The following is a 26,090-nucleotide window of genomic DNA, read 5'->3' on the forward strand; positions in this document are numbered from 1 at the left end:
GCGGTAGTGGTATGACGGAGTTCTCTCGTCGAGTCGAGCAGGTGTCGATAAGCGGGATCCGCGAGGTATTCGAGGCCGCGGGCGAGGACGCGATCAACCTCGGCCTGGGCCAACCTGACTTCCCGACGCCCGAACACGCCCGCGAGGGCGCGATCGACGCCATCCGCGCGGGGAAGGCCGACGGCTACACCTCGAACAAAGGCACCGAGTCGCTCCGGGAGGCTATCGCCGGCCGCTACGCCGAGGACCGGGGCATCGACGTCGACCCCGAGCACGTCATCGCCACGGCGGGCGGCAGCGAGGCGCTCCACATCGCCCTCGAAGCGCACGTCGACGAGGGACAGGAAGTCGTGTTCCCCGACCCGGGGTTCGTCTCCTACGACGCCCTCACCCACCTCGCGGGCGGCGAGCCCAGGCCCGTCGGCCTCCGCGACGACCTCACGATGGACCCCGCGGCGGTCGAGGAGGCCATCACCGACGACACCGCGGCGTTCATCGTCAACAGCCCCGCCAACCCCACTGGCGCGGTCCAGTCGCCCGAGGACATGCGGGAGTTCGCTCGCATCGCCGACGAACACGACGTGCTCTGCATCTCCGACGAGGTGTACGAGCACATCGTCTTCGAGGGCGAGCACCGTTCGCCGCTGGAGTTCGCCGAGAGCGACAACGTCGTCGTCGTGAGCGCCTGCTCGAAGACCTACTCGATGACGGGCTGGCGGCTCGGCTGGGTCACCGGCTCGAACCGCCGGATCGAGCGGATGCTGCGGGTCCACCAGTACGGCCAGGCCTGCGCGTCGGCCGCCTCGCAGTACGCCGCGGAGGCGGCGCTCACCGGCCCGCAGGACCCGGTCGACGAGATGGTCGAAGCCTTCGAGGAGCGCCGCGACGTACTGCTGGACGGCCTCGCCGACATCGGCCTGGAGTGCCCGACGCCCCACGGCGCGTTCTACGCGATGCCCGAAGTGCCCGAGGGGTTCGTCGACGAGGTCATCGACCGCGGCGTCGTGGTCGTTCCCGGCGACGCCTTCGGCGAACACGGCGCGGGCTACGCCCGCATCTCCTACGCCGTCGACGTCGAGACGCTGCAGGAAGCGCTCGACGTCATGGGTGAGGCGTACGACGCCGTGAAGTGAGAGGGCCTGCTGGCTTCGATACGCTGTTGCTGCGCTCGCGTTCGTCTCGTTTTGGATCGTCGCACTCGTCTCGTTCTGCGCCGCTACGCGCCTGAGATACGAGATCTAATCGCCGAAGCGGACTCAGTCGACCGATTCACTGGCGGTCCCCTCGCCGGTGTCGTCGCCGTCGTCGGTCGCGCCGTCACCGTCCGGGAACGGCGATCCGAACGCGGCCAGGGGGAGAGCAGTCGCGAGGAGCAGGACGCCGAGTGCACCGTAGGCGGCGACCGGGCCGCGCGCGCCGGCGGCGACGCCCGCGAGGACGACGAACGGCGTCCGCGCGAGCCCGAACACCATCGAGACGGCGCTGAGAACGGTCGCGCGCCCCACGTCCTCCACGCGACCGTTGACGTGGTTCTCTACCATCGGGCGGAGCAGGAAGTGGACGGCCCGCAACAGGTAAAACGAGGCGAACGCGGCCAGGGGAACGGCGAGGGGGACGAGCGTCGCGGCCGCGAGCGTCACCGCGGCGAGCGCGAGCACGCGCCGGAGTCCGAGGCGCGCCTCGATCGGTCCGGCGTAGTAACTCACCGCCGCGGCGACGGCCGCGAAACTCGCGTACAGCGGCCCCAGGCCGGTCTCGGCCGTCAGCGGGAGACCGGCGAGCACCCCGCCTTCGCCGGTCGCCCCCTCGACCGCGCCGGCAACGGGCAGCGCGGCCAGTTCGACGTCTTCGACGACGGCGACGGCGATGGGCTGGACGTACTGGTTGGCGGCGCCGACGACGCCGAACAGGACCGCGGCGAAGAGGACGAACGACCGGAGCGGCGGCCGGGCGAGCCGGTCGCGGAGCAGCGGGAGCGCCTCGCGCACGGACGGGCCCGTCGCGTCGCCGCGCTCGAACTGTTCCGTCCGCGGGAGCGTCGCGATCACGCCGGCGCCAACGAGCATGAGCGCGCCGGCGGCGACGAACGGATACCGCGGGTCGAGACCGTAGAGGAGGGCGCCGACGACCGTCGTGACGGTCGAACTCCAGCGGGCGATCGCCTGGCCGCGACCCCGGACGTGCGTGAACCGGTTCTCGCCGACCGTCGATTCGAGCACCTCGTAGAGCCACGCGCTCCCCGTCCCCGAGGTCAGCGCGATGCCGAGCGCCCAGACGACGTAGACGGCGAGGTAGGAGGCGAACGAGTCGACGGCGACGAAGCCCAGCAGCGAGCACGCCAGCGCCACCTTGCTCGCGACGAGCGTGTCCCGCCGGCCGAAGCGGTCGCCGACGTAGCCGGTCGGGATCTCGCCCGCGACGAGCAGGAGCGAGTAGACGGCGCTGAGCGTCCCGTACTGCGGATACGTCAGGTCGCGGAGGACGAACAGGGCGAAGATCGGCGAGATGAACCCGACGGCCGCGAGCGCCTGGAACAGGTAGTACCGCCTGATCAGCGCACGCGGGTTCGACAGGTCGACGCGCACGGGCCGACCGACGAACGGCTCCGACTTGACGCTTCCCTGAACGGCGTTGAAGTAGTCGTTCTGACACGTCTCGGCGCAGACCGAGCCCGGGAGACGCGGGCGCAATACGGAAGTCGATCACGGCCCAAACGGGGGTAATGGACCAACTAGCCCCGTCGAACGTCCCGATCTACGAGACGAAGGCCGAGGGAGCCACGCTGTGGGACCGCTGTGCGGACCGCGGCCTCCCGGTCGTCGCCGTCCGCGACGGCGAACGAGGGTTCGTCGTCCGGTACGACCTCCAGCACCTCGACAGCGAACTGTCCGAGACCGCGCTCCGGAAGCTCCGAGAGCAGGTGCGGTCGCTCCGCTCGTACTCGATCGAGGTCGACCCGCTCTCCCAGACGGAAGCCGTCGGCGGCGAGACGGGGCCGCTCGCCGGCGAACTCCACGCCCGAACCGAGACGGACGCGCGTCGACTCGCGTCCCACGTGTCCGCCTTCGTCTTCGACGACGACAACCTGGTCTGAGCGGTAACTCGCGCCCGGACGGAGGCGACTACGTGTCCGTGTCTCGCCGGTTCAGCGTCTCGTGGACGCCCAGGATCAGCGCGGGGACGACGACCATGAACAGGTGTTCCTCCAGCGGGATCCCGACGAACTCGACGCCGGTCCGCAGGGGGATGGCGAACACGCCGACTTCGAGCGTGTACCAGTCCCAGGCGTAGGCCAGCGGATAGATCACGGCGATCGTGCGGGCCGCGCGCAGCAGGCTTTCCCGACCCGCACGGAAGAGGAGGACGAACGCGAGCGTCCCGAACGCGACCTCCGTCGCGAGGTACGTGTAGCGGCCGAGCGCACCGATATCGGGCAGCGGGAGCGCCGAGAGCGGTCGGAACAGGACGGCGACGGCCAGGAGTGCGAGGGCGAGCGCCGCTGCAGCGACCGGTTCGTCGGCCGGTCGATCCGCGGAAGCCGTCAGCGCACGCAGCGCCGGCGCGAAGCAGACGAGCGCCGCGAGTACCCCGAGCGGCCCCGCGAGTTTGCCGACGGTCATCCACAGGACGACGACGCCGACGCCGAACAGTCCCCACGTGAGCCGACGCGTCCGTCCGCGTTCCATACCGTTGCATGCGGTGCCACGCACATGAGCGAACGGGTGATTCGGCCCACGCTGGCGGGGACGGTCCGTTCGGGCGACCACCTCACGGGGCACGGCGACCTGACACGACGAAAGAACGTAGGGGCTTCCGGCCCTCACGGTAGGTATGGGGGACGTCACGCACGCCCGGGGAAGTGGGGAGATCGCGCGAGCGCTACTCTCACAGGTACATCCGGTGTTCATGCTGCCGCCGTTAGCGGCGTCGCTGTTCGGCGCGGTGTTCGCCGGTCGAGTGGCGCCCGTCGCAGCGGCGATACACGTCGTCGCCCTGTTTCTCGCCGTCTACACGGCCCACGTGAAGGACGGCTACGTCGACTTCCACCTCCGCGGCGAGGACGACGACCACCCGCTCTCCGCGCCGGCGTGTCGCCGCGCGTTGCTCGGCTCGACCGCCGGATTCGCGGCGGCGCTGGCCGGGCTGTGGCTCACGGCCGGGCCGGGCGCCGCCGTGATCACGGCGCCGACGTGGGCGCTCGGGTACTTCCACGCGCCGCAGCTCGACACCCACACCGTCGGGGCCACCGCGGGGTACCCGACGGGCATCGCCCTCGCGCTACTCGGCGGGTACTACGTCCAGGCGGGGTCGCTCTCGCCCGCCGTCCTCGGCCTCGCTGGCGTCTTCCTCCTCTTCCTCTCGGGGATCAAGGTCGTCGACGACGCCCAGGACTACGAGTACGACCGCTCGATCGACAAGCGAACCGTCGCGGTGGTGCTCGGCCTGCGCGGCGCCTACAGGGCCGCGTACGCCCTCATGGCGACGGGGATGGTCGCGGTGGTCCTGCTCGCCGTCGGGCTCCGCGGCATCCCGCCGAGCGCCGGCCTCGCCTCGCTGGTCTTTGGCGTCGTCGCCCTCGTCGCCCGCCGCGCAGAACCGGAACTCGCCACGATGCTACTGATACGGGGCTCCTACCTCTTTCTCGCCGTTCTCGTGGCCGCGGTGTGGTTCAGGCCGTTCGGGTGACGGCCGCGATCGCGCGGATCAGCAGGGTTTTACTTCGGGAACGGTTACAGTGGTGTCGGCATGGAAAACCTGCGTACCGGGCTCTCGTACGGCGACGTGTTGCTGGTCCCCCAGCGATCGCCTGTCGACAGCCGGAGCGACGTCGACCTCTCGACGCGCCTGACCGCCGACATCGAACTGGACACGCCCCTCCTCTCGGCGCCGATGGACACCGTGACCGGCGCCGACGCCGCGATCGCGATCGGCCGCGCCGGCGGGTTCGGCACGGTCCACCGCTTCATGACCGTCGCCGAACAGGCCGACGCCGTCGAACGCGTCGTCGACGCCGGCCAGCAGGTCGGCGCCGCGGTCGGTATCGCCGAGGACGCCGTCGCCCGCACCGCGGCGGTCGTCGACGCCGGCGCCGACTGCGTGATGGTCGACGTGGCTCACGGCCACCTCGAACGCTGCCTCGACACCGTCGAACGCCTCCGCTCGGAGTTCCCCGACACGGATCTCGTGGTCGGCAACGTCGCCACCCCCGCGGGCGTCGAGGACCTCTACGCGGCCGGTGCCGACTGCGTAAAAGTCGGGATCGGTCCGGGGAGCCACTGCACCACTCGCCGCGTCGCCGGCGCGGGCGTCCCGCAACTCACCGCCGTCGACGACTGCGCCGACGCGGCCGAGGACCTCGACATTCCTATCGTCGCCGACGGCGGCATCCGCTCGTCGGGCGACGCCGTCAAGGCGCTCATGGCCGGCGCGGACACGGTGATGATGGGATCGCTCTTCGCCGGCACCGAGGAGACGCCGCCCGAGATCGTCGAGGTCGACGGCGAACGCTACAAGAAGTCCCGCGGCATGGCGACGACCGCCGCCGCCGAGGACCGCTCGGACAAGGAAGACGCCGAAACCGACGTCGAAGCCGACGAGGGCGTCGAGGGGTTCACCGAGTACAAGGGCCCGCTCGCAGACGTGGCCGAGGAGTTCTGTGCCGGCATCCGCTCGGGGCTCTCCTACTGCGGCGGCCACACGCTCGACGCCGCCCGCGAGAACGCCGAGTTCATCCGCGTCGAGCAGGCCGCCAAGGAGCGCGAGGGCGCCCACGGCGACCACGACTGGGAGACCGTCGTCGTCGACGACTGAGGCGACCGGCGTCGGGGAACGCGGCGGCGTGGCAGACGCCCGGTGTATTTTATCGCCGGAAACCGAACGCCAATCCATGAGCGTCGACGTCGAGGGCGAACGGAGCGGCGAGATGACTCTCGCGTTCGAACTCGACGCGATCCGGCAGTTCGACGACCCCGCGACCGTGTTCGAGGACGCCCGCGAGTGGAGCCGGTACGTCGGGGTGGTCTCGAACGACACCGACGCCGTGGCGGCGTTCGTCGCCGAGCACGACCTCTTCCAGGACTTCGCCCTCGGCGACCGCGACATCTGGCTCGCGATGGAAGGGATCCGCGAGTCGAGCGACGCGCCGCGACACGTCTTCGTCGGGACCACCCCCGAAGATCAGCGGGTGGCCGACGCGACCGGGTGGGAGTTCCGCCGACCCGCTGACGTGGCTCAGGCGGCCGGCTGGGACCTCGAAACGTCCGAACAGCCCGAGCCGGGCCCGCTCACACGACTGCTCGGCCGGGTCTCGGCCCGGCTGTTCGGGCGTTCGGACCGCTGACGTCGGCGTGACGGCGTTCAGGCGTCGTCGAGCCGCTCGGCCGCACGGGAGCAGCGGTCGAGCCACTGTCGTTCGTACTCGTCGGGCGCCAGCACGCGGCCGACGAGGTCCGGAACGCGCTCGACGCCTTCGTCTTCGCACCATCCGATGCACTCCCGGTAGAGCGCCAGGTCGAACTTCGCGGCCAGGTCCTCGTCGTACTCGACGGCCACGGCGTCGACGCCGGTGAGGTACGCCGCGAACGCCCGCGTGTGGCCGTCGGTCAGGTACCGTTCGCCGTCGAACTCGTAGACGGGGAGCGGTCCGAATCGGTGCTCGGGCCCTTCCACGCGGTCGAGCACCGCCGAGAGCTTCTCGGCGCTGACGTAGAGCTGACTGGGCCGGAGTTCGGTCGGCCGAACTTCGTCCCCGGTCATCTGTTCAGTTCGCCGTCGAGACGATCTTGATCACGTCGCCCTCTTCGAGCTCTTCCTCGTCGCTGATCCGCATGTTCTTCCGTGCGTCGACGGCGTGGAGGTAGCCGTCACCGATGTCCGAGTGGACGGCGTAGGCCAGGTCCTTCGGCGTCGACCCGGACTGGAGCAGGAAGGCGTCGGGCAGCGCGTTCCCCTGCCCGTCGGTCCAGTGGGTCTCGTCCTGGACGGGGTAGGCCGTGATCTGATCGAGCACGTCGTATACGGCGGTGTCGAGCGCCTGCTGGACGCCCGTCCCACCGTGCTCGTCCACGACTTCGCGGATCTGCTCGAGACCCTGCTCCTGCTGGTCGCTCAGGTCGCCGACGATCTCGAAGTCCTCGTCGCCGGGATCGTAGTCGACGACGCCCGCCTCGGCGGCCTTCCGCAGGGCCAACTCCCCGTCCGCTGTGGTCGGAATCGTCGCTTCGTTGCGCTCCTTGAGCGCCTGGAGGTTCTCGGGCGGGGCGACGTCGGCCTTGTTGGCCACGACGACGATGGGTTTCGTCCGCTCGCGGACGTCACTGGCCAGTTCCTCGCGGTGCTCGTCGGTCCACTGGATCGGGTCGTCGGGATAGTCCAGGTCCCGCAGCGTCCGGGCCACGTCGAGCTCCGTCGCGCCGACGCCAGTCAGCAGATCCGCGAGTTCCTCGTCGATGTCGAAGTCGGGCGACCGGGAAGCCCGCTCGATGGACTCCCAGTTGCGGTCGACGATGCTGGCCAGCCACAGGTCCATCTCCTCCTCGATGAACTGCAGGTCGTCGACGGGGTCGTGCTCGCCGATCTCGACCGGTTCGCCCTCCTCGTCGGTGCCGCCCGAGGCGTCGACGACGTGGAGAATCACGTCGGCGTTCGACAGTTCGTCGAGGAACTGGTTCCCGAGGCCGCGGCCCTCGTGGGCGCCGGGGACGAGGCCGGCCACGTCGAGGAGTTCGACGGGGACGAAGCGTTTGCCGTCGTGGCAGTTCTCGTTGCCGCAGCGCTCCTCGCGGTCGAGACAGGGACAGTCCGTGCGGACGTGGGTGACGCCGCGGTTGGCGTCGATGGTCGTGAACGGATAGTTGCCCACGTCCACGTCGGCCATCGTCGCCGCCTTGTAGAAGGTCGACTTGCCGGCGTTGGGCTTGCCGGCAAGCGCGATAGAGAGCATACTACGGGGTACTGCGGGCCCGAAAAAGCCGCTTTCGGTTACTCGACTTCCGCGAGTTCGGCGTCCTCGTCGTGACCGTTCTCGCTGTGGTCCGGCGGCCCGCCCATCATCGGGACGACGCCGTCGAGTTCTTCTTCGACGGCTTCCCGGCTCTCGACGGCCGGGGGCGTCTCGCTATCGGTCTGCTCGGCGGCGGCATCCTCGTCGCCGGCGCTGGCCGCGTCGTCGACCTCGGCAGGCTCGGCGTCGGTCTCGACGCGTTCGTCGGTGTCGTCGTCTTCGGCAACGACCTCGTCGTCGTCTGGTTCCGCGGGCGACTCGTCGGACTCGTCGGTCTCGTCGCCGACCGGGTCCACTTCGGATTCACCATCGTCGTCGCTCTCGGCGGTATCGGCGGGGTCGGCGGTATCAGCGTCGACCGAGTCCTCGCTCGCGTCCTCGTCTTCGCCGTCGGCGCGCTCGGGGCCGAGCGCGTCGCGGACCTGGGTGAGTTCGCCGCTGACGCGGATCTTGCCCTCGACGATGGCGTGTTCGTGGAGTTCGACGTCCTCGGCGGAGATGTCGCCCCAGACCGTCGCGCCGCGGGCGACGGACACGTCGCCGTTTCGGGTGGTCACGTCGCCTTTGATCTCGGTGTCCTCGCCGACGAACACGTCGCCGCGAGCGCGGAGACTCCCGAAGATCGTGTTGTCTTCGCCGACGGTCAGCGTCTCGGCGCGGACGTTCCCGTGGAGGCGGCAGTCGTCGCCGACGCGGGCGGGCGTCGAGACACGCCAGGCGTCGTCGCTGACCCGGGCGCCCCGCGGGATGACGACCGGCTGGGCCTCCTCGTCGTCGGCGTCGACCAGCTGGCTCGCCAGGTCCTCGGCGGCCTCCTCCTCGCCGATGCGGAGCAGTTGCGAGAGGTAGACCACGAGGAAGACGACCGTCGGCATCGGGTTGCGGATGACGATGTGGCCGCTGGCCTCGAAGCTCTCCTGGATGTCGACGTCGTCGCCGATGTCGACGTTGCCGGCGACCTTGAGTTCGCCGCCGACCTGCGCGCGCTCGCCGAGGTAGGCGTCGCCGCCGACGAGCACGTCTTCCTCGACCTCGCTCCACATGTCCAGCCGACAGTCGCCCTCGGCCTCGATGTGGCCGCCGAACGTCACTCGCTCGCCCGCCATCACGTCGTCGCCGCGGACCCCGAACTCGACGGTGCTCTGTCCTCCGACTATCACGTCGCCGTCGGTCACCAGGTCGTGCTCCTCGACCGTGGTGCCGTCTGGGATCGTCAGTTCGTCGAGCGGGTCCGAGCGGATCGGCACGTTCCGATCAGCGATTTCCGTCGTAATAAACCCTCACACCGTGCACGACGGGCGTCTGACGCGTGTCTGACGGTGCCGGTGTGGGGGCCGCCGGGACACCTCCAGATATTTATTCGGCGGCGGCATAGCTCCGGCCATGACGGTACTTTCTTTCGACGAGCAGGGCGTCGACGTCGTCTACGAGGGCCACGACTTCCGCCTGGAGAAGTCGCTCATCGAGGACGCGACCCAGAAGCCCTACCCCGAGGTCACTGACCACGAGGTCCTGCGGCTGGTCGAGAAGAACGCCTCGCCCTCCGGCGAAGCGCGACGGATCGCGGACATCGTCGACTGAGGCCGGGCCGACGAGTCGATGTCCGGTCCGCGAGAATCGCTCGAAATGTCGAGGAAGCTGACGGTTCACGTCCAGGGCGGAAGCGATTCGCGCGCGGGATTCCTGGAACCATCGGTTGACAACTATTTCTCGCCGGCTCAACCGTGGAACTCGGGCTATCGGACCCGGTGCTGCAGTCGAACTCTACCGGTGACGGCACCGCCGAACTGACGGGATCGACACTACTGGAGTTCGGAACCGCTCCGTTTGCGACAAATGTGTTATCAATTACCGCAGCAGCTCGTTCTCACAAACACCTCTTCACGGCGGCCCGCTGACAGCAGATATCTGTTACCTGTCGCACGCGAGGTTGCACATTTGACTCCACGACTCAACTTGTTCGAGGGGCCGCTGGAGTTCGACAGTCGCTGTGGTGGACACTGCCGGCCCCGAACCACGACCGAGGTGTGAATAGATACGTTTAGAAAACATTATTCGAATTTGGGGTTACTCGCTACACCTAAAAAATATTTACTCAGTACGACTCCGGCATCCGGTTGCGATCATCTGGGTTCAGTACCTGTCATCGTCGAGGACAGAAGAGAGATGACTCGTACTCTATACGGGTGAGACGGGATCGTCGGCGGAATTCGGGCGGTGTATACAGGTGATCAAACGTCGAATAGATCCCTCTCGTCGACGGTGGAATCTGGGTTCTGCGGATCGTACCGTTGGTTCATGGATACCTAGACCGTCTAGCCGGTGGTCTTGTCCGCAGACAGGGGCCATCGGTCCACAGACGGTGACTCGACCGCAGCTCCCGTCGAGATCGAGAAATACTCGTCATCGAGAGTCCGGTTGCAGACGGCGACACGACTCCGTTCGACCAAATTTTCGAATATATAGTATATATGTCGAATTGGTGTAACTGGGCACTGGAGATGGGTGCAGTTGTGAATCGTCCGATCGAGAATTCGTTTATATTTTCCGGATGTCACATTGATCCGCGCGGTACTACTGTCGAGGAATTGGATATCAGTGAGACACACGTACCGATCGCCCACAGCGCGGACGCACAGGCGAGAGGGGGAACCATTAGGTGCCGGCGCACCGACCGAACGGACATGAGTTCGCAGTCGTGCGTATCGAGAGAACCGATCTGCCTCACGCCACTCCCGGAATCGGACGCGGTCGTTTCACTGTCGGGTTCCTGGCGCTTCACCGCCGCACCGCCGACGGAACCGCCCGCGTCCGAAGCAGACTGGCGGACACACGAGGTCCCAGGACTCTGGAGCGCGCACGGATTCGAGGTCGACGAAGACGCGGGGGAGGTCGGCTGGTACCGTCGCGAGTTCCGCGTCCCGACCGGGCGGGCCGGGCGAACGAAACTCCGCTTCGGTGCGGTGTACAGCCGCGCGGTGGTTTGGGTGAACGGCGAGCGCGTGGGGGACCACGAGGGCGGCTACACGCCGTTCGAGGTAGACGTCACCGATGCGGTTTCATCCGGTGAAAATCGCGTCTCGGTCGCCGTCCGGGAATCCTCACGAGCGGCGGACCTCGACTGGGGAAACGTCACCGGCGGGATCACTCGCGACGTGACGATGTTCTCCGTGCCCGACGTCCACGCGGCTCGATACCACGTCGAGACCGACCTCGGTGACGAGTCCGCGACGGTCCGCGCGCTCCTGACAGTCGTCAACGAGGGCGCCGAGACAGCATCGGGGCCGTCCCTCGACCTTTCGGTGACCGGGCCGGACGGGCAGCCCGTCACGGCCACCGAGCGCTCGCTCGAAGACCTCGGGCCCGGCGCGTCGAGGGAACTGGTGCTCGAGCTCGCCGTCGACGACACCCAGCGCTGGACGCCGGAGTCACCGTCGCTTTACACAGTCCACTGCGGCGTCGCTGCGGACGGGAACCGCGTCGAGTCGGTTCGGCGAACTGGAATCCGTGAGGTGGGCGTCACGGAGAACGAGATCTGCGTGAACGGGACGCCTGTCACGTTGCGCGGCGTGAACTGGGAGGAAGTCGACCCCGACCGTGGGGCCCTCGTTTCCGCGGCGCGGACCCGCCGGGACGCCGAGCGATTGCGCAAGGCGAACGTGAACTACGTCAGGACGCACACACAGCCGCCGACAGAGGCGTTCCTCGATGCGTGCGACGAACTCGGAATTCTCGTCCAGGTCGAACTCCCGTTTACGTTCCTCCGGAACGATACGGCCGACCGAGCCGACGATGCGGCCTACCGCGAGACGATGGTGGAGACCGCGCTGGAAACGGTCGCTCGCGACAGGAGCCACCCCTCTGTGTTCGTCTGGTCGCTCGCGAACGAGTCCGAGTGGGGGGAGAACTTCGAGGCGGTCGCCGAAGCCGTCGCCGCGGCGGATCCCACGCGATTGCGGACGTTCAACTGGGCGGAGTACCGGGACGAGGACGCTCACCGCTGTTCGGTCGGAAATCACCACTACCCCGAGATGCGGGTACCCGGGTCGCTCACCGCCGCGGACTTCGAGGACGGCGACCGACCGGTTCTGTTCGACGAGTTCGCGCACGTCTACTGCTACAACCACCGCGAGCTCGCCACCGATCCCGGCCTGCGCGACGACTGGGGGCGCTTTTTCGAACCGATCTGGGAGACGGTTCGAGCGGCCGACTCGGTCGCGGGCGGGGCCGTCTTCGCCGGGATCGACCACGCCCACCCGGAGTTCCGGTGGGGAATCCTCGACGCACACCGGCGCGAACGGCCCGAGTACTGGCACCTCCGGAAGGTCTACGCGCCGGTCCGGGCGACCGTCGCCGAACGGGCGGCCGACGGACTGGTCGTCGAACTGGCGAACCGACGGGACTTCGAGAGCCTGGCGGACTGCCGGATCGAGTGGGACCGCGGTAGTGAGTCGGGAACGGTCGTCGCTGACATCCCGCCAGGAGAACGGGGGGACCTTGCGATCCCCGTAGCACCCACCGAAGAGGAGCACGTCGAACTTCGCGTAGTGGACGGCGAGGGGTTCGTCCTCGACGAGTACCGGTTCGCCGGCGGCGACCTCCCGTCCCCGCCGGCGGATCTCGACGCCGGGACGGTCAGCGCCGGCGCAGGCGGAACGGACGGGGTCCGGGACGGGGCGGACGGCGGCGCAGGGTCGTTTGTCCTCGACGCTGGGGCGGCGTCGTGGTCGGTCGACGGCGAAACCGGTCGCGTGGCCGCGCCTGCCAGCCGGGGGTCGACGCTCGACGGCGTTCCGACGCCGGTCCTGACGCCGCTGGAGGCGGGTCGGACCGGCGAACACCGCGAGGCGGAACCGTTCGACGGGCGTGTCGACGACTGGACGGTCGACGCGGTCGCCATCGCGGACGGTCAGGCACTCCGGTTGGAGGGGACGGGAGACGCGGTCGACGCGCGCGTCACCCTCCGCCCCGCGACCGACGGGTGGGTCCGACTGTCGTACGACCTGTCCGTCACGGCCGATCGGAGCGCGCGGGAGGTCGGTATCGCGCTCGATCTCGCGCCCGACTTCGAGACGCTCTCGTGGGAGCGCGACGCGCGCTGGACCGTCTACCCCGACGACCACGTGGGACGTCCCGAGGGTGTCGCCGAGGCGTTCCCGTCGGGCGAGCGCCCGGGAGATCGGGAGCGCGATTTCACCCTGCCGTGGTCGCGGGACGCGACGCCGCGCGGGTCGAACGACTTCCGCTCGGCCAAGCGTAACGTCCGCCGCGCGTCGCTCACCGACGGCGAGAGCGGCCTCGAACTGCGCGCCGGGGGCGACGCGCACCTCCGCGCCGCGGTGACCGGCGACGCCGTCCGACTGTTCGTCCTCGCCCGCTCGCTGGCCGGGTCGGGCGGCGAGTGGTTCGACCGCAACGCGACCGTCGGCGAGGACCCCGGTCTCGCGGCCGGCGACTCGGTCAGCGGATGTATCGACCTCAGAATCGTCGAGTGACTGGCCCTCGCGGCGCTATCGACTGTCTGTGTACCGACAGTGTACAGGCGATCGAAATTACAGCCATACTGATGTAATCCGATCGGACGGTGTATACCAACGGTGTACACTCGCCGACGGTGCCCGGACGTGACGCCCGACCGGTCCGGGAAAGAACTAAATAGTATGGCTAGCACCTGTGTAGCGTTCACATGACAGGTGATAGCGATATGCTACTGGGTAGTGGACCGGATGTCGATCGTCGAACAGTTCTCGCCGGGCTCGCGGGGGTGAGCCTGGGGACGACGCTCCCGACAGGGAGCGCGGGCGCCGACGCGACCGACCCCGCTGAGACCGCGTTGCCGTCGGCGTACGCGCTCACGGCGCGTCCGGACGAGGCCGGCGCGGGCGCGACTCGGTCGCTGGCCGGGACGTGGGACTTCGCGCTGTCGGGGAGCGAGACGCCGCCGACCGACGCTACGCGGCGGATCACGCCCGACCGCTCCGGGAGCGGGAACGACGCGACCCTCCGGAACGGGCCGACCGTCGTGACGGACGAGTCCGAGCGGGCGCTGGATCTTTCGGGCAACCAGTACGTGGCCGTCGGCGACGCCGACAGCCTGGATTTCACCGCGCCGGGCTTCACGGTCGAACTGACCTTCAGGTACGACGGCGACGGGCCGCTGTTCTCCAAGGGCGGCAACCAGTACTCGCTGGGCATCTGGGGCGGTCAGCTGTCGTTCTGGACCGAGGGCGGCGGCTCGTGGCCCGGCGTGGACGCCAGCGACCTCACGCGAGGTCGGTGGTACACCGTGGCCGTCGTCGTCGACGACAGTGAGATTCGCGTCTACGTCGACGGCGACGAGGTCGGCTCCACGGCCCACGAGATGGCGTCGCTCCCGAGCGCGGACTCGCCGCTTCACGTCGGGTACGACGCGGGGAACGACGACTACGGCGCGCCCGTCGCGGACTCGCTGCGCGCGTTCGACGCGGCGCTGACGGCCGACCAGGTCGCCGGCGGCTTCGACGGGATCCCCGACAGCGCGGTCGCGTGGCTGCCGATCGACACCGCGTCGAACGGCGTCACGCCCGACGAATCCGGCGTGGGGAACGACGGCACGCTCTCCGGCGACCCGTCGTGGGCCCCGGGTCGCGGTGGACAGGGCCTCTCGCTCGCCGGTGACGGGCACGTCTCCGTCGGCTCGAGCGAGTCGCTCGCCTTCGGAGAGCCCGGGTTCGCGCTCCACGCGGTCGTCCGGTACGACGGCGGCGGCGGGCTCGTCCTCGACAGGGGGAGTAGCGCCGTCTCGGGAGGCACCGAGCAGTTCGGCCTCGGCGTGTACGACGGGACGCCGAGCTTCTGGTTCCAGACGGCGAACGGCGACTGGCCGACGGTCAGCGGGGGGAGCCTCACGGCCGGCGAGTGGCACGCGCTCACCGTCGTCGTCGCCGGCGACGAGGTGCGCCTCTCCGTCGACGGCGAGGAGGTCGCCGCGACCGCCCACGACGCGAACGGCCTCGCGAGTAGCGACGCGGACCTCGTCGTCGGCGGGAACGACCTCGACGTCGACGTCAAGACGACCGGAGCGCTCGACGCCGCGCCGTCCGCGGACGCGGTGGCCGACGGCTTCCGCTGGGCCCCGTCGAGCGCCGTGCTGTGGCTCACCTACAGTTCAATCGAGGACCTCGGCGTCGAGTGGCGCGACGAGTCCGTCCCCGGGCAGTGGGCCCACGACGGATACGTCGTCCCGGACGAGGCCTCCGAGTGGTACCCGCCCGAAGGGACGCTCGGCTGGTACCGCCGCGAGTTCGCGGTCCCCGACGGCTGGGACGGCGGGCGACTGAAGCTCCGGTTCGACGCCGTCTACAGCGAGGCGACCGTGTTCGTCAACGGGACAGAGGTCGGGAGCCACGTCGGCGGACACACGCCCTTCGAGGTAGACGTGACCGACGTCGTCGATCCGGACGGGACGAACGCGCTCGCCGTCGGCGTCTCCCAGCAGTCGAAGGCCGACGAGATGGGGTGGCAGAACGTGACCGGCGGCATCCCCCGCGACGTGACGCTCCTGTCGGTCCCCGAGACCCACCTCGCCGACGTGTTCGTCCGGTCGGACCTCGCCGACGACGGGGCGTCGGCGACCGTCAGGGCGGACGTCACCGTCCGAAACGCGGGCGAGAGCGCGGTCGGGGACGCGACCGTGACCGCGACCCTGACCGACCCGGACGGCGACCGCGTCGGCGCCGCCGAGCGGGCGCTCTCCTCGCTCGAATCCGGGGGGAAGCGGACGGTAACCGTCGAGTTCGACGTCGAAGACCCGCGGACCTGGAACCCGGAGCAGCCCCGGCTGTACGACGTCGCGGTCGAGCTGACCGCGGACGGGACGACCGAGCGCGCCACCGAACGCGTCGGGATCCGGACCGTCGAGGTCGACGGGACGGACCTGCTGATCAACGGCGAGTCGGTGACCCTGCGGGGCGTCAACTGGGAGGAGATCCACCTCGCAGAGCACGGCCACGCGGTCCCGCCGGCGGTCACGCGGGCGGACGCTCGCCGCCTGAAGGAGGCGAACGTCAACTACGTCCGCACGGCCCACCACCCGACCTCGGAGGCGTTCCTCGACGCCTGTGACGAACTCGGGATCGTCGTCGAGGTCGAGGCACCGCTGACCTTCCTCGGCGGCCACCGCACGGACCCCTACCCCGACCTCGTCGTCCAGCAGGTCCTGGAGATGGTCGAACGCGACAAGAACCGGGCCTCGGTGTGTATCTGGTCGCTGGCGAACGAGTCCTCGTGGTACAACGTGTTCGACACGGCCGCGACGCGGCTGAAAGCCGTCGACCCGACGCGGCCGATCATCTTCAACGGCGCCGAGCACTGGCCCGACGCGCCCTACCACGGCACCTACGACTTCTACACGCACCACTACCCGGCCTTCCGCGCCGACTCGTCGGTCGCGGCGTACGGGAACCTCGACACCGCCACGCTCTTCGACGAGTACGCCCACGTCTACTGCTACAACGATACGGAGCTGGTGACCGATCCGGGCCTGCGCGACCAGTGGGGCCGGCTCTTCGAGACCGTGTGGGAGCAGTGCCGCGAGGCCGACTCGGTCGCCGGCGCCGCCCTCTGGGCCGGCGGCGACCACCTCGAACAGTGGGGCGAGTACCTGTGGGGCGTGCTCGACCGCAACCGCCGGGAGCGGCCCGAGTACTGGCACGTCAAGACGGCCTACGCGCCGGTCCAGGTCACCGACGTCGAGTGGACCGGGAGGGGCCGCGTCACCGTCACCGTCGAGAACCGCCACGAGTTCGTCGACCTCGCCGAGCGGTCGGTCTCCGTCGAACACAGGGGTGAGACCGAGGAACTCTCGCTGGAGGCGGCGCCCGGCGAGTCGGCGCAGTTCTCCGTCGCTGCCGGCGGCCGGGACGTCCGCGTCACCGTCGACCACCCGCTGGGATTCCGGATCAACGAGGCGACGCTCTCGCCCGAGGACCCGCCCTCCCGGCAGCCCGACGCGCCGCGCCCGGCGCGCCACCCGGAGGCCGCGGAGACCGACGACGCCGTCGAACTCGACGCCGGCGAGTACTCGCTGACGGTCGCCCGCGACGACGGGTCGGTCACGTTCGCCTGTCCGGACGGCGACGCGCTCCTGGACGGGACCCCGGATCTGGTCCTCACGCAGACACCGAGCGCGACCGGCCGCGACTACGCCTCGCGCATCGACCACCGCCCCGGTGGGCGGTCGGTCTCCGCTGTGTCGCTCGGCGAGGACGAGTCGTCCGTCGTGATCGACCTCGCATACGATCGCGTGTCGGGGACGATCACCCTCCGTCCCCTCGACGGCGGGGTCGAGGTCGCCTACGACTTCGCACTCGACGAGTCCGTCTCGGCCCGCGAGGTCGGCGTCGTCCTGCCGGCGTCGCCGTCGTTCGAGCGGCTCCGGTGGGACCGCGACGGCCGACTGCGCGCCTACCCGGAGGACCACGTCGGTCGGGAGCGCGGGACCGCCGCGGCGTTCCCCGGCGGGTCGCGTCCGGATCGCGAGGGGATCGCGATCCAGTCCGGACAGCCCTGGAAGGACGACGCCACCAGCCACGGATCGAACGACTTCCGGAGCACCAAACGCGACGTCGCGGCCGCCACCCTCGGCGACGGTGACGAACGGGGCGTCCACGTACTCGGCGACGGCGAACAGCACGTCCGGGCGTCCGTAGAGGACGGGCGCGTCGACCTGCTCGTCCTCGACCGCTCGATATCCGGCACGAACGCCGACGGCTGGCTGAACCGCCACGCCGTCGCCGGCGACGACCCAGCGCTGGCCGACGGCGAGCGACTCCGCGGGACCGCCACGCTCGCAGCGGTCGGGGCGATCCCGTCCCCGTACGGCGACGACCGAGGGGAGAGGGGCGGGAAGCGACGCGGAGGCGGGGGCCGCGGCGACGGTCGCGATGACGAAAACCGCAGCGACGGCCGGCACGGAGACGGTCGCGGCGACGGGGACCGCGACGAAGACGGTCACGGGAACGCCGAGCCGGGTAGCGGCTCGTCTGCGCGGGTCGGTCCGCCGGCGGTCGGGCGGAACGGTCAGTGAATCGGAGCGGCCCGTCGCGAGTCGGACGGGACCGCCAGCCGGGCGGGTCGGGCCGAGCAAACGGACCTCTCCGTTGCCAGGGGGCGCCCGAAGGAGCGCAGTAGCTCCCGTGGCAGTGACGTGTACCAATGGTACACACTGGCCGAAATTACAGTCGTATGCTTGTAACAAATGTCGGGAAGCCGGTCGGCCGATTCCACCGTTAGTGTACGAAGATGCGCGGCGAACGGGGGAAGCGGGAGAAGATGTCGACGGACGGGGAAGAAAAACGAACGCACGGGGCGACGAGAGAACAGCGATCGACGCGCGACGAGTGGGTGCTCAGTCGTCGAGCGGTGTCGGGAAGCGGCCGGCCAGGTCGGCGGGGTCGCACTCGGTGGCGTCGTAGGGGCGGACGACGACGGTGTAGGTCGTCCGCTCCGGGGCGACGCGGTACTCCGGCAGCGGCCTGACCGGCGTGCCGCCGACGCCGGAGACGGCGTCGTCGAGGAACAGCGTTGCGCCGTCCGCCGAAACCAGTTCGTCGAGTCGCGTCGCGTCGGCGAGGTTCTCGTACTGGTCGAGGCGGGCGTGTAGTGGGCGGTCGCCGTAGGCGACGAGGCCGACGTCCTCGCCGGCGACGCTCGCCCAGTGCACGTCCGTCTTGTTGCCGTTGTCCGACGGGAATCGGTAGGGGACGAACTGCTCGTCGACCGTCCCCGCGTGGCGGCCGACCTCGCAACCGGTCTTGCGGTCGGGGTAGGTCTCCTCGGGTCCGCGGCCGAACCACTCGAACTCCGAGAGCGCCGGCGGGAGGGCGAATTGGACGCCGAGCCGGGGGAGCCACGAGTCCAGCGAGTCGGTGAGCGCGTCGGTGGGGTCGGCGTCGACCGCAGTGGCGACCGAGCCGTCGTCGAACACGTCGTGACGGTAGGTGACCTCGAAGAGGGCGTCGCCGTCCGGGTTCCGGAGTGCCGTCCGTGCGGTCAGGCGGACGCGACCGTCGGCGAGGCGCTCTACCGCGTGGTCGGTCGCCGCCTGGGAGAGGGCGTCGAGGCCGAGCGCGCGCCACTCGGTCTCGTTGTCGTAGCCCCACTCGGTCTCGCTGTCGATGGTCCCCTCGTTGGCGACCGGCGCGCGGAACGCGCCGAACACCGGGCCGTCGCCCGCGACGCGCTCACCGTCGTACTGCAGTTCCGCGAACACCCCGCGATCGGTGTCGAAACGGTGGCAGAATCGGGGGCCAGAGAGCGACACGCCAGCGTCGCTTCGCTCGACGGTGACGCCGGCATCGCTCGCCGCGAGCGGCTCGGGGTCGGGCGCCTCGAAGGGGAGTTCGAACTGCTCGAAGGCGACCTCGTGCCCCGCGGGCGCCCAGTCGGTCGCGTCCGCGAGGCGGACGCGGACGGTGAGGTGCGCCACCGACCCCGGGTCGAGCGCGGGTTCGTCGAAGGGGACGAGGACGCCGCGGGTGTGTCCCGGCGCGACGGCGAGGTCGAGGGTCCCGGACTGGGCCACTTCGCCGTCGACGGTCACCTCCCAGCCCGTCTCGAACGCGGAGAGAGTCGTGAAGTCGTAGTGGTTGGCGACCGTGAGCGCGCCCTCCGCGAGGTCGACGGCCTCGAAGGCGACCGGCTGCTGACTCTTCTTGAGCTGGCGGACCTCGGGCTGCTCGGTGCCGTCCGAGAAGATCGTCCCGTCGAGCAGGAACGGGTCGTCGTCGAACCACCACTCGCCCGGCGTCCCGCCGGGAACGACCGAGCCGTCCAGCGTCTGGTTGGCCCACTCCCAGACGAACCCGCCCTGGATGCCGTCGACCGACCGTACGAGGTCCCAGAAGGCGTCCTGCAGGCCGAGGCTGTTACACAGCGCGTGGCCGTACTCCCCCATGACGAGCGGGCGGTCGTCCATCGCGTTGTGCTGGGTGAGCGTGTACGGGACCGGGTAGCGCGGCCCCGACACGTCGGTGAACGGCGCCGTCCCGGTCATGCTCTCGTGGAACTCGTCGTAGGGCGCCGCGCCGTCGCCCTGGTGGTAGACGAGCCGCGTGCCGTCGGCCTCGCGGGCGTAGGCGGCCATCTCCCTGTGGGCCTCGCCAGTACCGCCCTCGTTGCTCGTCGACCAGGCGACGACCGCGGGGCAGTTCTTGTGGTGGTCGACCATCCGCTCGAAGCGCTCGACGAACGACCGGTGGAACTCCGGCCGCTCGTTGACGAAGTTCATGTTGAAGTGGGTCTCGACGTTGGCTTCGTCGACCACGTAGAACCCCAGTTCCGCCGCCAGCTCGTACACTTCCAGGTCGTTAGGGTAGTGGGAGGCGCGGATGGCGTTGACGTTGTTGCGCTTGAGCATCCGCAGCTCTTCGAGCGTGCGTTCAAAGGGGACCGTCCGGCCGGTCTCCGGGTCGTGCTCGTGCCGGTTGACCCCGCGGAAGCTCACCGCCTCGCCGTTGACCAGCACCGTGCCGTCATCGACGGTAACTTCGCGGAAGCCGACGCGTTCGTAGACGGCTTCGCGGACCGTTCCCGCTGAGTCGCGCAGTTCCAACACCAGATCGTACAGGTCGGGTTGCTCGGCTGACCACTGGTCGGGCGACTCGACTGTCGTTTCGAGCGTCGTTTCCGCGCCGTCCGTCGCGGCGACAGTCGCCTCGAACGTCACGACCTCTGCGCCGTCCTGGTCGGAGAGGTGCCCGACGATAGCGTAGTCCTCTGCGCTCGCGTCGATCGGGGCAGCGACCTCGGCGTCGACTGCCAGCGTGGCGTCGTCGTAGCTGTCGTCGAAAGTCGTCCGGACGAACCAGTCGCGGAGGTGGACGGCGGGCTTCGAGTAGAGATAGACGCTGCGGAAGATGCCCGAGAAACGGATCATGTCCTGGGTTTCGAGGTAGCTGCCGTCGGAGAAGCGGAAGACCTGGACGGTGAGTTCGTGTTCCTCGCCGGGCGTCACGGCGTCGGTCACGTCGAACTCCGAGGGCGTCATTGACCCCTGGTCGTAGCCGACGTACTCGCCGTCGATCCAGACGAAGAAGGCGGACTTGACGCCCTCGAAGTGGAGCAGCGACCGGCGGTCACCGTCCCACTCCTCGGGTACCTCGACCGTGCGGCGGTACGTCCCCACGGGGTTGAACGCTTCGGGGACTCCCGGCGCCTCGGGTTCGTCGTCGACCTCCGGGATGCGCGCCCAGGTCAACTCGTGGTTACGGTAGATTGGGCGGTCGTACCCCTCCAGCTGCCAGACGCTCGGGACGGGAATGGTGTCCCAGTCGGCGTCGCCGCCGAGGCGGTCCGGCAGGTCGGCCGGCCGCTTCGCCCAGCGGAACGACCACTCGCCGTTCAGGAGCCGGCAGTAGGTCGATTCCGCCCACCGTTGCTCCGGTTCGGTTAGTCGGTCGGCGGCGGCCAGCGCCGCACCCGCGGAGGCGTACGGGATCGACGGGGCGTGCGTTGGTTCGACGTTCTCACCGAGCTGCGCGGGGTTTTCGATAAAGTCGGCTACCCCAGTCTCTCGGGCTGGCGTTCGAGTCACGTGTACCCTCGCAACTCTGTTGCCGACAGATAAATATTTCGGGGATGGGGCAGGCTGTCGAGGGCTGCGCCGTCCGTCAGGGGAAACAATTTTCACGGGGTGGGAGAGACACACCCTGTATGAGGTATTACGCAGAACGAACATTACAGGCACTCGTCACCGTCCTGATCGTGGTGACGGTGACGTTCGTGATGATCCGGTTGATCCCGGGTGGGCCGATGGACTTCATGCGCGCGCAGTTGATCCAGCAGGCGCAGGGCGGTGGCGACTCGGTCGACATGGCCCGCGTCAACGAGCTGGTCGAGGCGTACACCAACGTCCAGCCGGACAAGCCGATGTGGCAACAGTACATCGACTACGTGGCCGCGCTGGCCCAGGGCGACCTGGGGCAATCGGTGTGGTACGACCGCTCTGTGTCGAGCATCCTCGCGGCGGCCATCCCGTGGACGGTGTTCATCCTCGGCATCTCGCTCGCGATCAACTTCGTTCTCGGCATCGGCCTGGGCGCGCTGATGGCGTACTTCGAGGGGAGTCGTTTCGACGTCGGTTCCACGATGTTCGCCATCCTCTCGACGTCGGTGCCGTACTACGTCGTCGCGATCGTGATGGTCTACGTGCTTGGCTACCAGCTCGGGTGGTTCCCGACCGGGGGGCGACTCGCCTCGGACGTGGAGGTCGGCCTCTCGGTCGCGTTCGTCAGGAGCGCGCTGTACCACGCGGCGCTGCCGGTCATCTCGCTGGTGACCGGATTCGCCGGCCTGGCGATCAGCATGCGGGCGAACAGCATCAGCGTTCTCGGCGAGGACTACATCCGCGTCGCCCGACTGCGGGGCATCCGGACCCGGAACATCGCCCTGCGCCACGTCGTCCGGAACGCCATCCTGCCGATCTGGACGCAGCTGCTGATCTCGATCGGCTTCCTGTTCGGTGGGTCGATCATCCTCGAGACGATCTTCGCCTACCACGGTGTGGGCTACTTCATGTACCAGGCGATCCAGTCGCGGGACTACCCGCTGATGATGGGCGGCTTCCTCGTGATCACCGTCGCAGTGGTGATCTCGGTGTACGTGGCCGACCTCTCCTACGGGAAGATAGACCCCCGCGTCACGACCGGAGGTGACGAATGAGCAACCGCGGGTCCGCGACGGTGACCGACGCCGACGACTCACCGTTCGACGTGCGCAGCGACGTGGAGATCACGACCGTCGAACGGTACCGACGGTGGCTCGACCGCTCGGTGCTCGCCCCGCTGCGGATCGCGGCCGACGACTGGCGGACCGTCGTCGGCTGGAGCATCATCTTCGGCTACATCCTGATGGGGACCGTAGGTGCGTGGCTCGTCGAACCCACGGAACTCAACGAGGGCGAGGCGCTCGTCCCGCCGTTCCAGACCATGGAGTTCCCACTGGGCACCAACGGCGTCGGCGAGGGCATCTTCGCGAAGATCGTCCACGCGACGCCCGAGGTGCTGCTGATGAGCCTCACCGGGGCGACCTTCGCGGTCTTCATGGCCATCGTCATCGGCGTCACCGCGGGCTACGTCGGCGGCCTGACCGACCGCGTCCTCTCGACGCTCATCGACAGCCAGATCGCGATCCCGGGCCTCCCGCTCGTGATCCTGCTCGCCATCTTCGTCGAGCCCAAAAACCCGTTCATCATCGGGCTGATCCTCTCGATCGACGGCTGGCCGGGGCTGGCTCGGGCGCTTCGCTCCGAGGTGCTGTCGGTTAAAAACGAGAGCTACGTCGAGGCCGCGCGCATCATGGGCGACTCGAAGACGAATATCATGCGTACCGACGTGCTCCCGAATCTCCTGCCGTTCATCGGGATCAACTTCATGAACACCGCGCGCAACATCATCTTCGCCGCGGTCGGCCTGTACTTCATCGGCGCGCTGCCGTACTCGCTGGAGAACTGGGGCATCATGCTCAACAAGGCGTACAACAGCACCGCGCTGTTCGTCCCCGAGGCGTTCCATTGGCTGTTCTTCCCGATGCTCGCCATCGTGGTCTACTCGATGGGTCTCGTCCTCATCGCACAGGGAACCGACCGGCTCTTCAACCCGCGCATTCGCGCCCGCCACGCGGAGACCGTCGACGACGACCCCGCGGACATCCAGTAACGCCCCGGCCGTCTATCACGAACGTTTGAGAAAGTTTTAAGTATCCGTTTTTCATTGATCGGATGAGGGCTTTCCAAGCCAACCATGAGTAAGGACATAGACCGTCGAGAGTATCTCGAATGGATCGCAGCGACCGGCGTCGTCGGTGGCGCGGCCGGACTGGCCGGCTGTTCGCAGGGCGATTCCTCGGGTGACGGATCGGGCGACGGATCGGGCGACGGATCGGGCGGTGACGGATCGAGTGGCGACGGGTCGGACGGCAGCTCCGGTGACGGCGGCGACGGCGAGTCGTCCCCGACGGAGACCTCGGTCGCGAACACGTTCCCGCGCGAGGGACGGTTCGAGATCGGGATGGGCGTCGTGCCCAACGAGGGTCAGTACAACCCGTACAACCCCAAGCGACTGCTCATCGGGGACAACAACCACCCGAACATGGTGCTGTACGACGAGTTGTGGCAGCCCCTCCCGAAGACCGGCAAGGACTACATGGAGGAAGGGACGCTCCTGACTGGGCGCAGCTACGACCCGGAGAACACGGCCGTCACGCTGAACATCCGCGAGGACGCCGCGTGGCACAACGGGGACACGTACGAAGCGCGCGACCTGGTGACTCACTACAAGATGGAGCAGTACGTGAACGACGCGCTCGGTAACGTCGAGTCGTTCACCGTCGCCGACGAGAAGACCGTCGAGATCTCGCTCGGCGAGGCCGTCAACCCGGACATCCTCTGGAACAGCCTCCAGATGGAGGGCGTCGTCAAACACAGCCAGTTCGTCGAGTGGCTCGAGAAGCTCCAGGACACCACGACCGATTCCGGGACGGACCAGGTGCTGGCGGACCTGCAGAAGTGGTCCATCGAGGAGCCCATCGGCAACGGCCCCTTCCAGTTCGAGCGCGCGGGCTCCAAGGAGCTCGTCCTCACGAACTTCGAGGACTACCACCGGCCGGTCCCGTTCACCGAGTACGTCTACAAGTACCTCGCAGACCTGAACTCGATCGTCTCGTCGTTCCTCGGCGACGAACTGGACGGACAGGCCCACATGTCCGTCCCCAAGTCGACCCAGCAGCAACTCCCCGACCACGTCACGAAGATCCAGTCCGGGACCGCCTCCGGCGGCTGGAACCTCTCGGTCGACATGGAACACTCGTTCCTCGGCGACCGCAAGGTGCGCCAGGGGATCGCCCACCTGCTCGACCGCCAGCGCATGGCCGAGAACACGCTGCCGGCCCACAGCTACGTCGAGAACGTGGTCGGGCTGACCAACAAGATGGCGCCCAACTGGCTCGGAGACTCGCTGGAGCAGTACGAGACCTACGAGGGCACCAACACCGAACGGGCGACCGCGCTGTTCGAAGAGGCCGGCTACGCCATGGAGGACGGGACGCTCGTCGACTCCAGCGGTGAGGAGGTCACCTTCGAGATCCTGACCCCTACCTGGGAGAACCCGAGCCGCGTCGCGGAGACGGCCAAGACCATCTTCGACGACTACGGGCTGAACACAGACCTCTCCAGCCAGCCGGGCACGCAGTTCTCCAACCGCCGGTCCAGCGCAGACTTCGACATGACGCTGTTCTACTGGTGGGCGCCCCACCCCTACAGCGGCTACCAGCGTGACTTCATCAATCGCCAGAAACAGATCAACAACGAAACCACCATCGAGGTGCCCGCAATGAACGGATCCGGGAGCACTGAGGTCGACGTCCAGGCCAAGCTCGACGAGCTCTACACCGAGACAGACCCGCAGGCCGCCCGGGACATCGTCAAGCAGATCGCGTGGGTGTACAACCAGCACCTGCCGACCCTGCCGATGACGCAGGGGGTCTCCACCTCGTACATCTCGACGAAGGGCTGGAACAGCGCCCCCGAGGACAGCAAGCACTACGACGCGTTCTACCCCACCGAGTGGTGGGTCCGGACGGGCGACCTCTACCCGACGAACTGAGCATTCGACGGGGCATCGCGCACTCGACCGTCGTGGCGGGGACTCGTCGCGGAATCCACGTCGCTCGCGTGACGCCGCCGGGCACTCGTTCGACGGTTCATTTTTCGCAGCCGACGCGACCGAGAGCAGCAGCGAGTCCCGGTCACGTCTCCACGACGCTGTTGACGGACACGTCGCGACCGTTCAGACGCGCTGGCGGCGCTGACAGCGTCGGTAGGCGTAGGCGGCGGCCAGGAGCGTCGGAACTATCACGGCGATGTCGACGATGACGATGTAGTACGACGACGTCCCCGGTTGGACGCCGACGGCGAGCGAGAACGCGAGCAACAGGAGCAAGAGCACTTCCACGACGGCGACGACGAGAATGTACTTCTGGAACGGACAGACGTAGTCCCAGAGGCGCTCGGTGAGCGGCGCGTCGTCGGACGCGATCGGCATAGCAACAGACA

At 68.6% G+C, this 26,090-nt stretch carries 18 protein-coding genes; 11 read left to right on the forward strand and 7 right to left on the reverse strand.

Annotated features, from left to right (window positions below; genetic code table 11):
- Positions 1-11: 11 nt before the first annotated feature.
- Positions 12-1,133, forward strand: coding sequence for a pyridoxal phosphate-dependent aminotransferase (locus ACMGFE_RS04590; protein ID WP_436923905.1), 1,122 nt, complete (start codon positions 12-14; stop codon positions 1,131-1,133).
- Positions 1,134-1,256: 123 nt separating this feature from the next.
- Here the strand turns inward: ACMGFE_RS04590 and ACMGFE_RS04595 are convergent, their stop codons facing one another.
- Entirely contained in the window at positions 1,257-2,585 is a 1,329-nt protein-coding gene (locus ACMGFE_RS04595; RefSeq protein WP_436923906.1) for an MFS transporter, read from the reverse strand.
- 137 nt (positions 2,586-2,722) lie between these two features.
- Between ACMGFE_RS04595 and ACMGFE_RS04600 the strand changes: the two genes are divergently transcribed.
- Entirely contained in the window at positions 2,723-3,094 is a 372-nt protein-coding gene (locus tag ACMGFE_RS04600; protein ID WP_436923907.1) for a hypothetical protein, read from the forward strand.
- A 28-nt stretch (positions 3,095-3,122) separates the two neighbouring features.
- On the opposite strand, the gene ACMGFE_RS04605 is transcribed toward ACMGFE_RS04600, so the two are convergent.
- The gene (locus tag ACMGFE_RS04605; RefSeq protein ID WP_436923908.1) at positions 3,123-3,686 is read right to left on the reverse strand and encodes a lycopene cyclase domain-containing protein; all 564 of its coding nucleotides are present in this window, start codon (positions 3,684-3,686) and stop codon (positions 3,123-3,125) included.
- A gap of 145 nt (positions 3,687-3,831) precedes the next feature.
- Between ACMGFE_RS04605 and ACMGFE_RS04610 the strand changes: the two genes are divergently transcribed.
- From ACMGFE_RS04610 to ACMGFE_RS04620, 3 genes are all read left to right on the forward strand, one after another.
- On the forward strand, positions 3,832-4,686 hold the full coding sequence (locus tag ACMGFE_RS04610) for a UbiA family prenyltransferase (RefSeq protein WP_436923909.1): 855 nt from the start codon (positions 3,832-3,834) through the stop codon (positions 4,684-4,686).
- A 60-nt stretch (positions 4,687-4,746) separates the two neighbouring features.
- Positions 4,747-5,811, forward strand: coding sequence for a guanosine monophosphate reductase (locus ACMGFE_RS04615; RefSeq protein WP_436923910.1), 1,065 nt, complete (start codon positions 4,747-4,749; stop codon positions 5,809-5,811).
- A gap of 76 nt (positions 5,812-5,887) precedes the next feature.
- Complete coding sequence (locus tag ACMGFE_RS04620) at positions 5,888-6,340, forward strand: DUF7124 domain-containing protein (RefSeq protein ID WP_436923911.1); 453 nt, start codon at positions 5,888-5,890, stop codon at positions 6,338-6,340.
- Positions 6,341-6,357: 17 nt separating this feature from the next.
- Here the strand turns inward: ACMGFE_RS04620 and ACMGFE_RS04625 are convergent, their stop codons facing one another.
- The 3 genes from ACMGFE_RS04625 to ACMGFE_RS04635 are packed head-to-tail and all read right to left on the reverse strand — an operon-like array spanning position 6,358 to position 9,249.
- Positions 6,358-6,756: a histone acetyltransferase gene (locus ACMGFE_RS04625; RefSeq protein ID WP_436923912.1), complete on the reverse strand. Its 399-nt coding sequence runs from the start codon at positions 6,754-6,756 to the stop codon at positions 6,358-6,360.
- Positions 6,757-6,760: 4 nt separating this feature from the next.
- Positions 6,761-7,942: a redox-regulated ATPase YchF gene (locus tag ACMGFE_RS04630; RefSeq protein ID WP_436923913.1), complete on the reverse strand. Its 1,182-nt coding sequence runs from the start codon at positions 7,940-7,942 to the stop codon at positions 6,761-6,763.
- A gap of 38 nt (positions 7,943-7,980) precedes the next feature.
- Positions 7,981-9,249, reverse strand: a complete 1,269-nt coding sequence (locus ACMGFE_RS04635; protein ID WP_436923914.1) for a polymer-forming cytoskeletal protein — start codon at positions 9,247-9,249, stop codon at positions 7,981-7,983.
- 136 nt (positions 9,250-9,385) lie between these two features.
- Between ACMGFE_RS04635 and ACMGFE_RS04640 the strand changes: the two genes are divergently transcribed.
- The 3 genes from ACMGFE_RS04640 to ACMGFE_RS04650 all read left to right on the forward strand — a co-directional run bounded on the left by ACMGFE_RS04640 (position 9,386) and on the right by ACMGFE_RS04650 (position 18,068).
- Positions 9,386-9,583, forward strand: a complete 198-nt coding sequence (locus tag ACMGFE_RS04640) for a DUF5800 family protein (protein ID WP_436923915.1) — start codon at positions 9,386-9,388, stop codon at positions 9,581-9,583.
- Between the two features lie 1,103 nt (positions 9,584-10,686).
- Positions 10,687-13,497, forward strand: a complete 2,811-nt coding sequence (locus ACMGFE_RS04645) for a glycoside hydrolase family 2 protein (RefSeq protein WP_436923916.1) — start codon at positions 10,687-10,689, stop codon at positions 13,495-13,497.
- Between the two features lie 209 nt (positions 13,498-13,706).
- Positions 13,707-18,068 (forward strand): LamG-like jellyroll fold domain-containing protein, encoded by a 4,362-nt coding sequence (locus tag ACMGFE_RS04650; protein ID WP_436923917.1) that lies wholly within the window; start codon positions 13,707-13,709, stop codon positions 18,066-18,068.
- Positions 18,069-18,389: 321 nt separating this feature from the next.
- Here the strand turns inward: ACMGFE_RS04650 and ACMGFE_RS04655 are convergent, their stop codons facing one another.
- Positions 18,390-21,575, reverse strand: coding sequence for a glycoside hydrolase family 2 TIM barrel-domain containing protein (locus ACMGFE_RS04655; RefSeq protein ID WP_436923918.1), 3,186 nt, complete (start codon positions 21,573-21,575; stop codon positions 18,390-18,392).
- A gap of 119 nt (positions 21,576-21,694) precedes the next feature.
- Between ACMGFE_RS04655 and ACMGFE_RS04660 the strand changes: the two genes are divergently transcribed.
- The 3 genes from ACMGFE_RS04660 to ACMGFE_RS04670 all read left to right on the forward strand — a co-directional run bounded on the left by ACMGFE_RS04660 (position 21,695) and on the right by ACMGFE_RS04670 (position 25,641).
- Entirely contained in the window at positions 21,695-22,702 is a 1,008-nt protein-coding gene (locus tag ACMGFE_RS04660) for an ABC transporter permease (RefSeq protein WP_436923919.1), read from the forward strand.
- Positions 22,699-23,697 carry an ABC transporter permease gene (locus tag ACMGFE_RS04665; protein ID WP_436923920.1) on the forward strand — a complete coding sequence of 333 codons (999 nt, stop codon included), beginning with the start codon at positions 22,699-22,701 and terminating at the stop codon, positions 23,695-23,697. Before ACMGFE_RS04660 ends, ACMGFE_RS04665 begins: the two co-directional genes overlap by 4 nt.
- An 84-nt stretch (positions 23,698-23,781) precedes the next feature.
- Complete coding sequence (locus tag ACMGFE_RS04670) at positions 23,782-25,641, forward strand: ABC transporter substrate-binding protein (protein WP_436923921.1); 1,860 nt, start codon at positions 23,782-23,784, stop codon at positions 25,639-25,641.
- Positions 25,642-25,824: 183 nt separating this feature from the next.
- On the opposite strand, the gene ACMGFE_RS04675 is transcribed toward ACMGFE_RS04670, so the two are convergent.
- Positions 25,825-26,079: a hypothetical protein gene (locus ACMGFE_RS04675; protein ID WP_436923922.1), complete on the reverse strand. Its 255-nt coding sequence runs from the start codon at positions 26,077-26,079 to the stop codon at positions 25,825-25,827.
- Positions 26,080-26,090: the final 11 nt, after the last annotated feature.

The organism is Halosimplex amylolyticum, assembly GCF_051414035.1.
In the GTDB taxonomy this organism is placed as follows: Archaea; Halobacteriota; Halobacteria; order Halobacteriales; family Haloarculaceae; genus Halosimplex; species Halosimplex amylolyticum.

What these genes read in the sequence shown, in the direction of transcription:
- ACMGFE_RS04590 (WP_436923905.1), top strand. Translation starts at nt 12, where the DNA reads ATGACGGAGTTCTCTCGTCGAGTCGAGCAGGTGTCGATAAGCGGGATC.
- ACMGFE_RS04600 (WP_436923907.1), top strand. Translation starts at nt 2,723, where the DNA reads ATGGACCAACTAGCCCCGTCGAACGTCCCGATCTACGAGACGAAGGCC.
- ACMGFE_RS04605 (WP_436923908.1), bottom strand. Translation starts at nt 3,686, where the DNA reads ATGGAACGCGGACGGACGCGTCGGCTCACGTGGGGACTGTTCGGCGTC.
- ACMGFE_RS04610 (WP_436923909.1), top strand. Translation starts at nt 3,832, where the DNA reads ATGGGGGACGTCACGCACGCCCGGGGAAGTGGGGAGATCGCGCGAGCG.
- ACMGFE_RS04615 (WP_436923910.1), top strand. Translation starts at nt 4,747, where the DNA reads ATGGAAAACCTGCGTACCGGGCTCTCGTACGGCGACGTGTTGCTGGTC.
- ACMGFE_RS04620 (WP_436923911.1), top strand. Translation starts at nt 5,888, where the DNA reads ATGAGCGTCGACGTCGAGGGCGAACGGAGCGGCGAGATGACTCTCGCG.
- ACMGFE_RS04625 (WP_436923912.1), bottom strand. Translation starts at nt 6,756, where the DNA reads ATGACCGGGGACGAAGTTCGGCCGACCGAACTCCGGCCCAGTCAGCTC.
- ACMGFE_RS04630 (WP_436923913.1), bottom strand. Translation starts at nt 7,942, where the DNA reads ATGCTCTCTATCGCGCTTGCCGGCAAGCCCAACGCCGGCAAGTCGACC.
- ACMGFE_RS04640 (WP_436923915.1), top strand. Translation starts at nt 9,386, where the DNA reads ATGACGGTACTTTCTTTCGACGAGCAGGGCGTCGACGTCGTCTACGAG.
- ACMGFE_RS04645 (WP_436923916.1), top strand. Translation starts at nt 10,687, where the DNA reads ATGAGTTCGCAGTCGTGCGTATCGAGAGAACCGATCTGCCTCACGCCA.
- ACMGFE_RS04650 (WP_436923917.1), top strand. Translation starts at nt 13,707, where the DNA reads ATGCTACTGGGTAGTGGACCGGATGTCGATCGTCGAACAGTTCTCGCC.
- ACMGFE_RS04660 (WP_436923919.1), top strand. Translation starts at nt 21,695, where the DNA reads ATGAGGTATTACGCAGAACGAACATTACAGGCACTCGTCACCGTCCTG.
- ACMGFE_RS04665 (WP_436923920.1), top strand. Translation starts at nt 22,699, where the DNA reads ATGAGCAACCGCGGGTCCGCGACGGTGACCGACGCCGACGACTCACCG.
- ACMGFE_RS04670 (WP_436923921.1), top strand. Translation starts at nt 23,782, where the DNA reads ATGAGTAAGGACATAGACCGTCGAGAGTATCTCGAATGGATCGCAGCG.
- ACMGFE_RS04675 (WP_436923922.1), bottom strand. Translation starts at nt 26,079, where the DNA reads ATGCCGATCGCGTCCGACGACGCGCCGCTCACCGAGCGCCTCTGGGAC.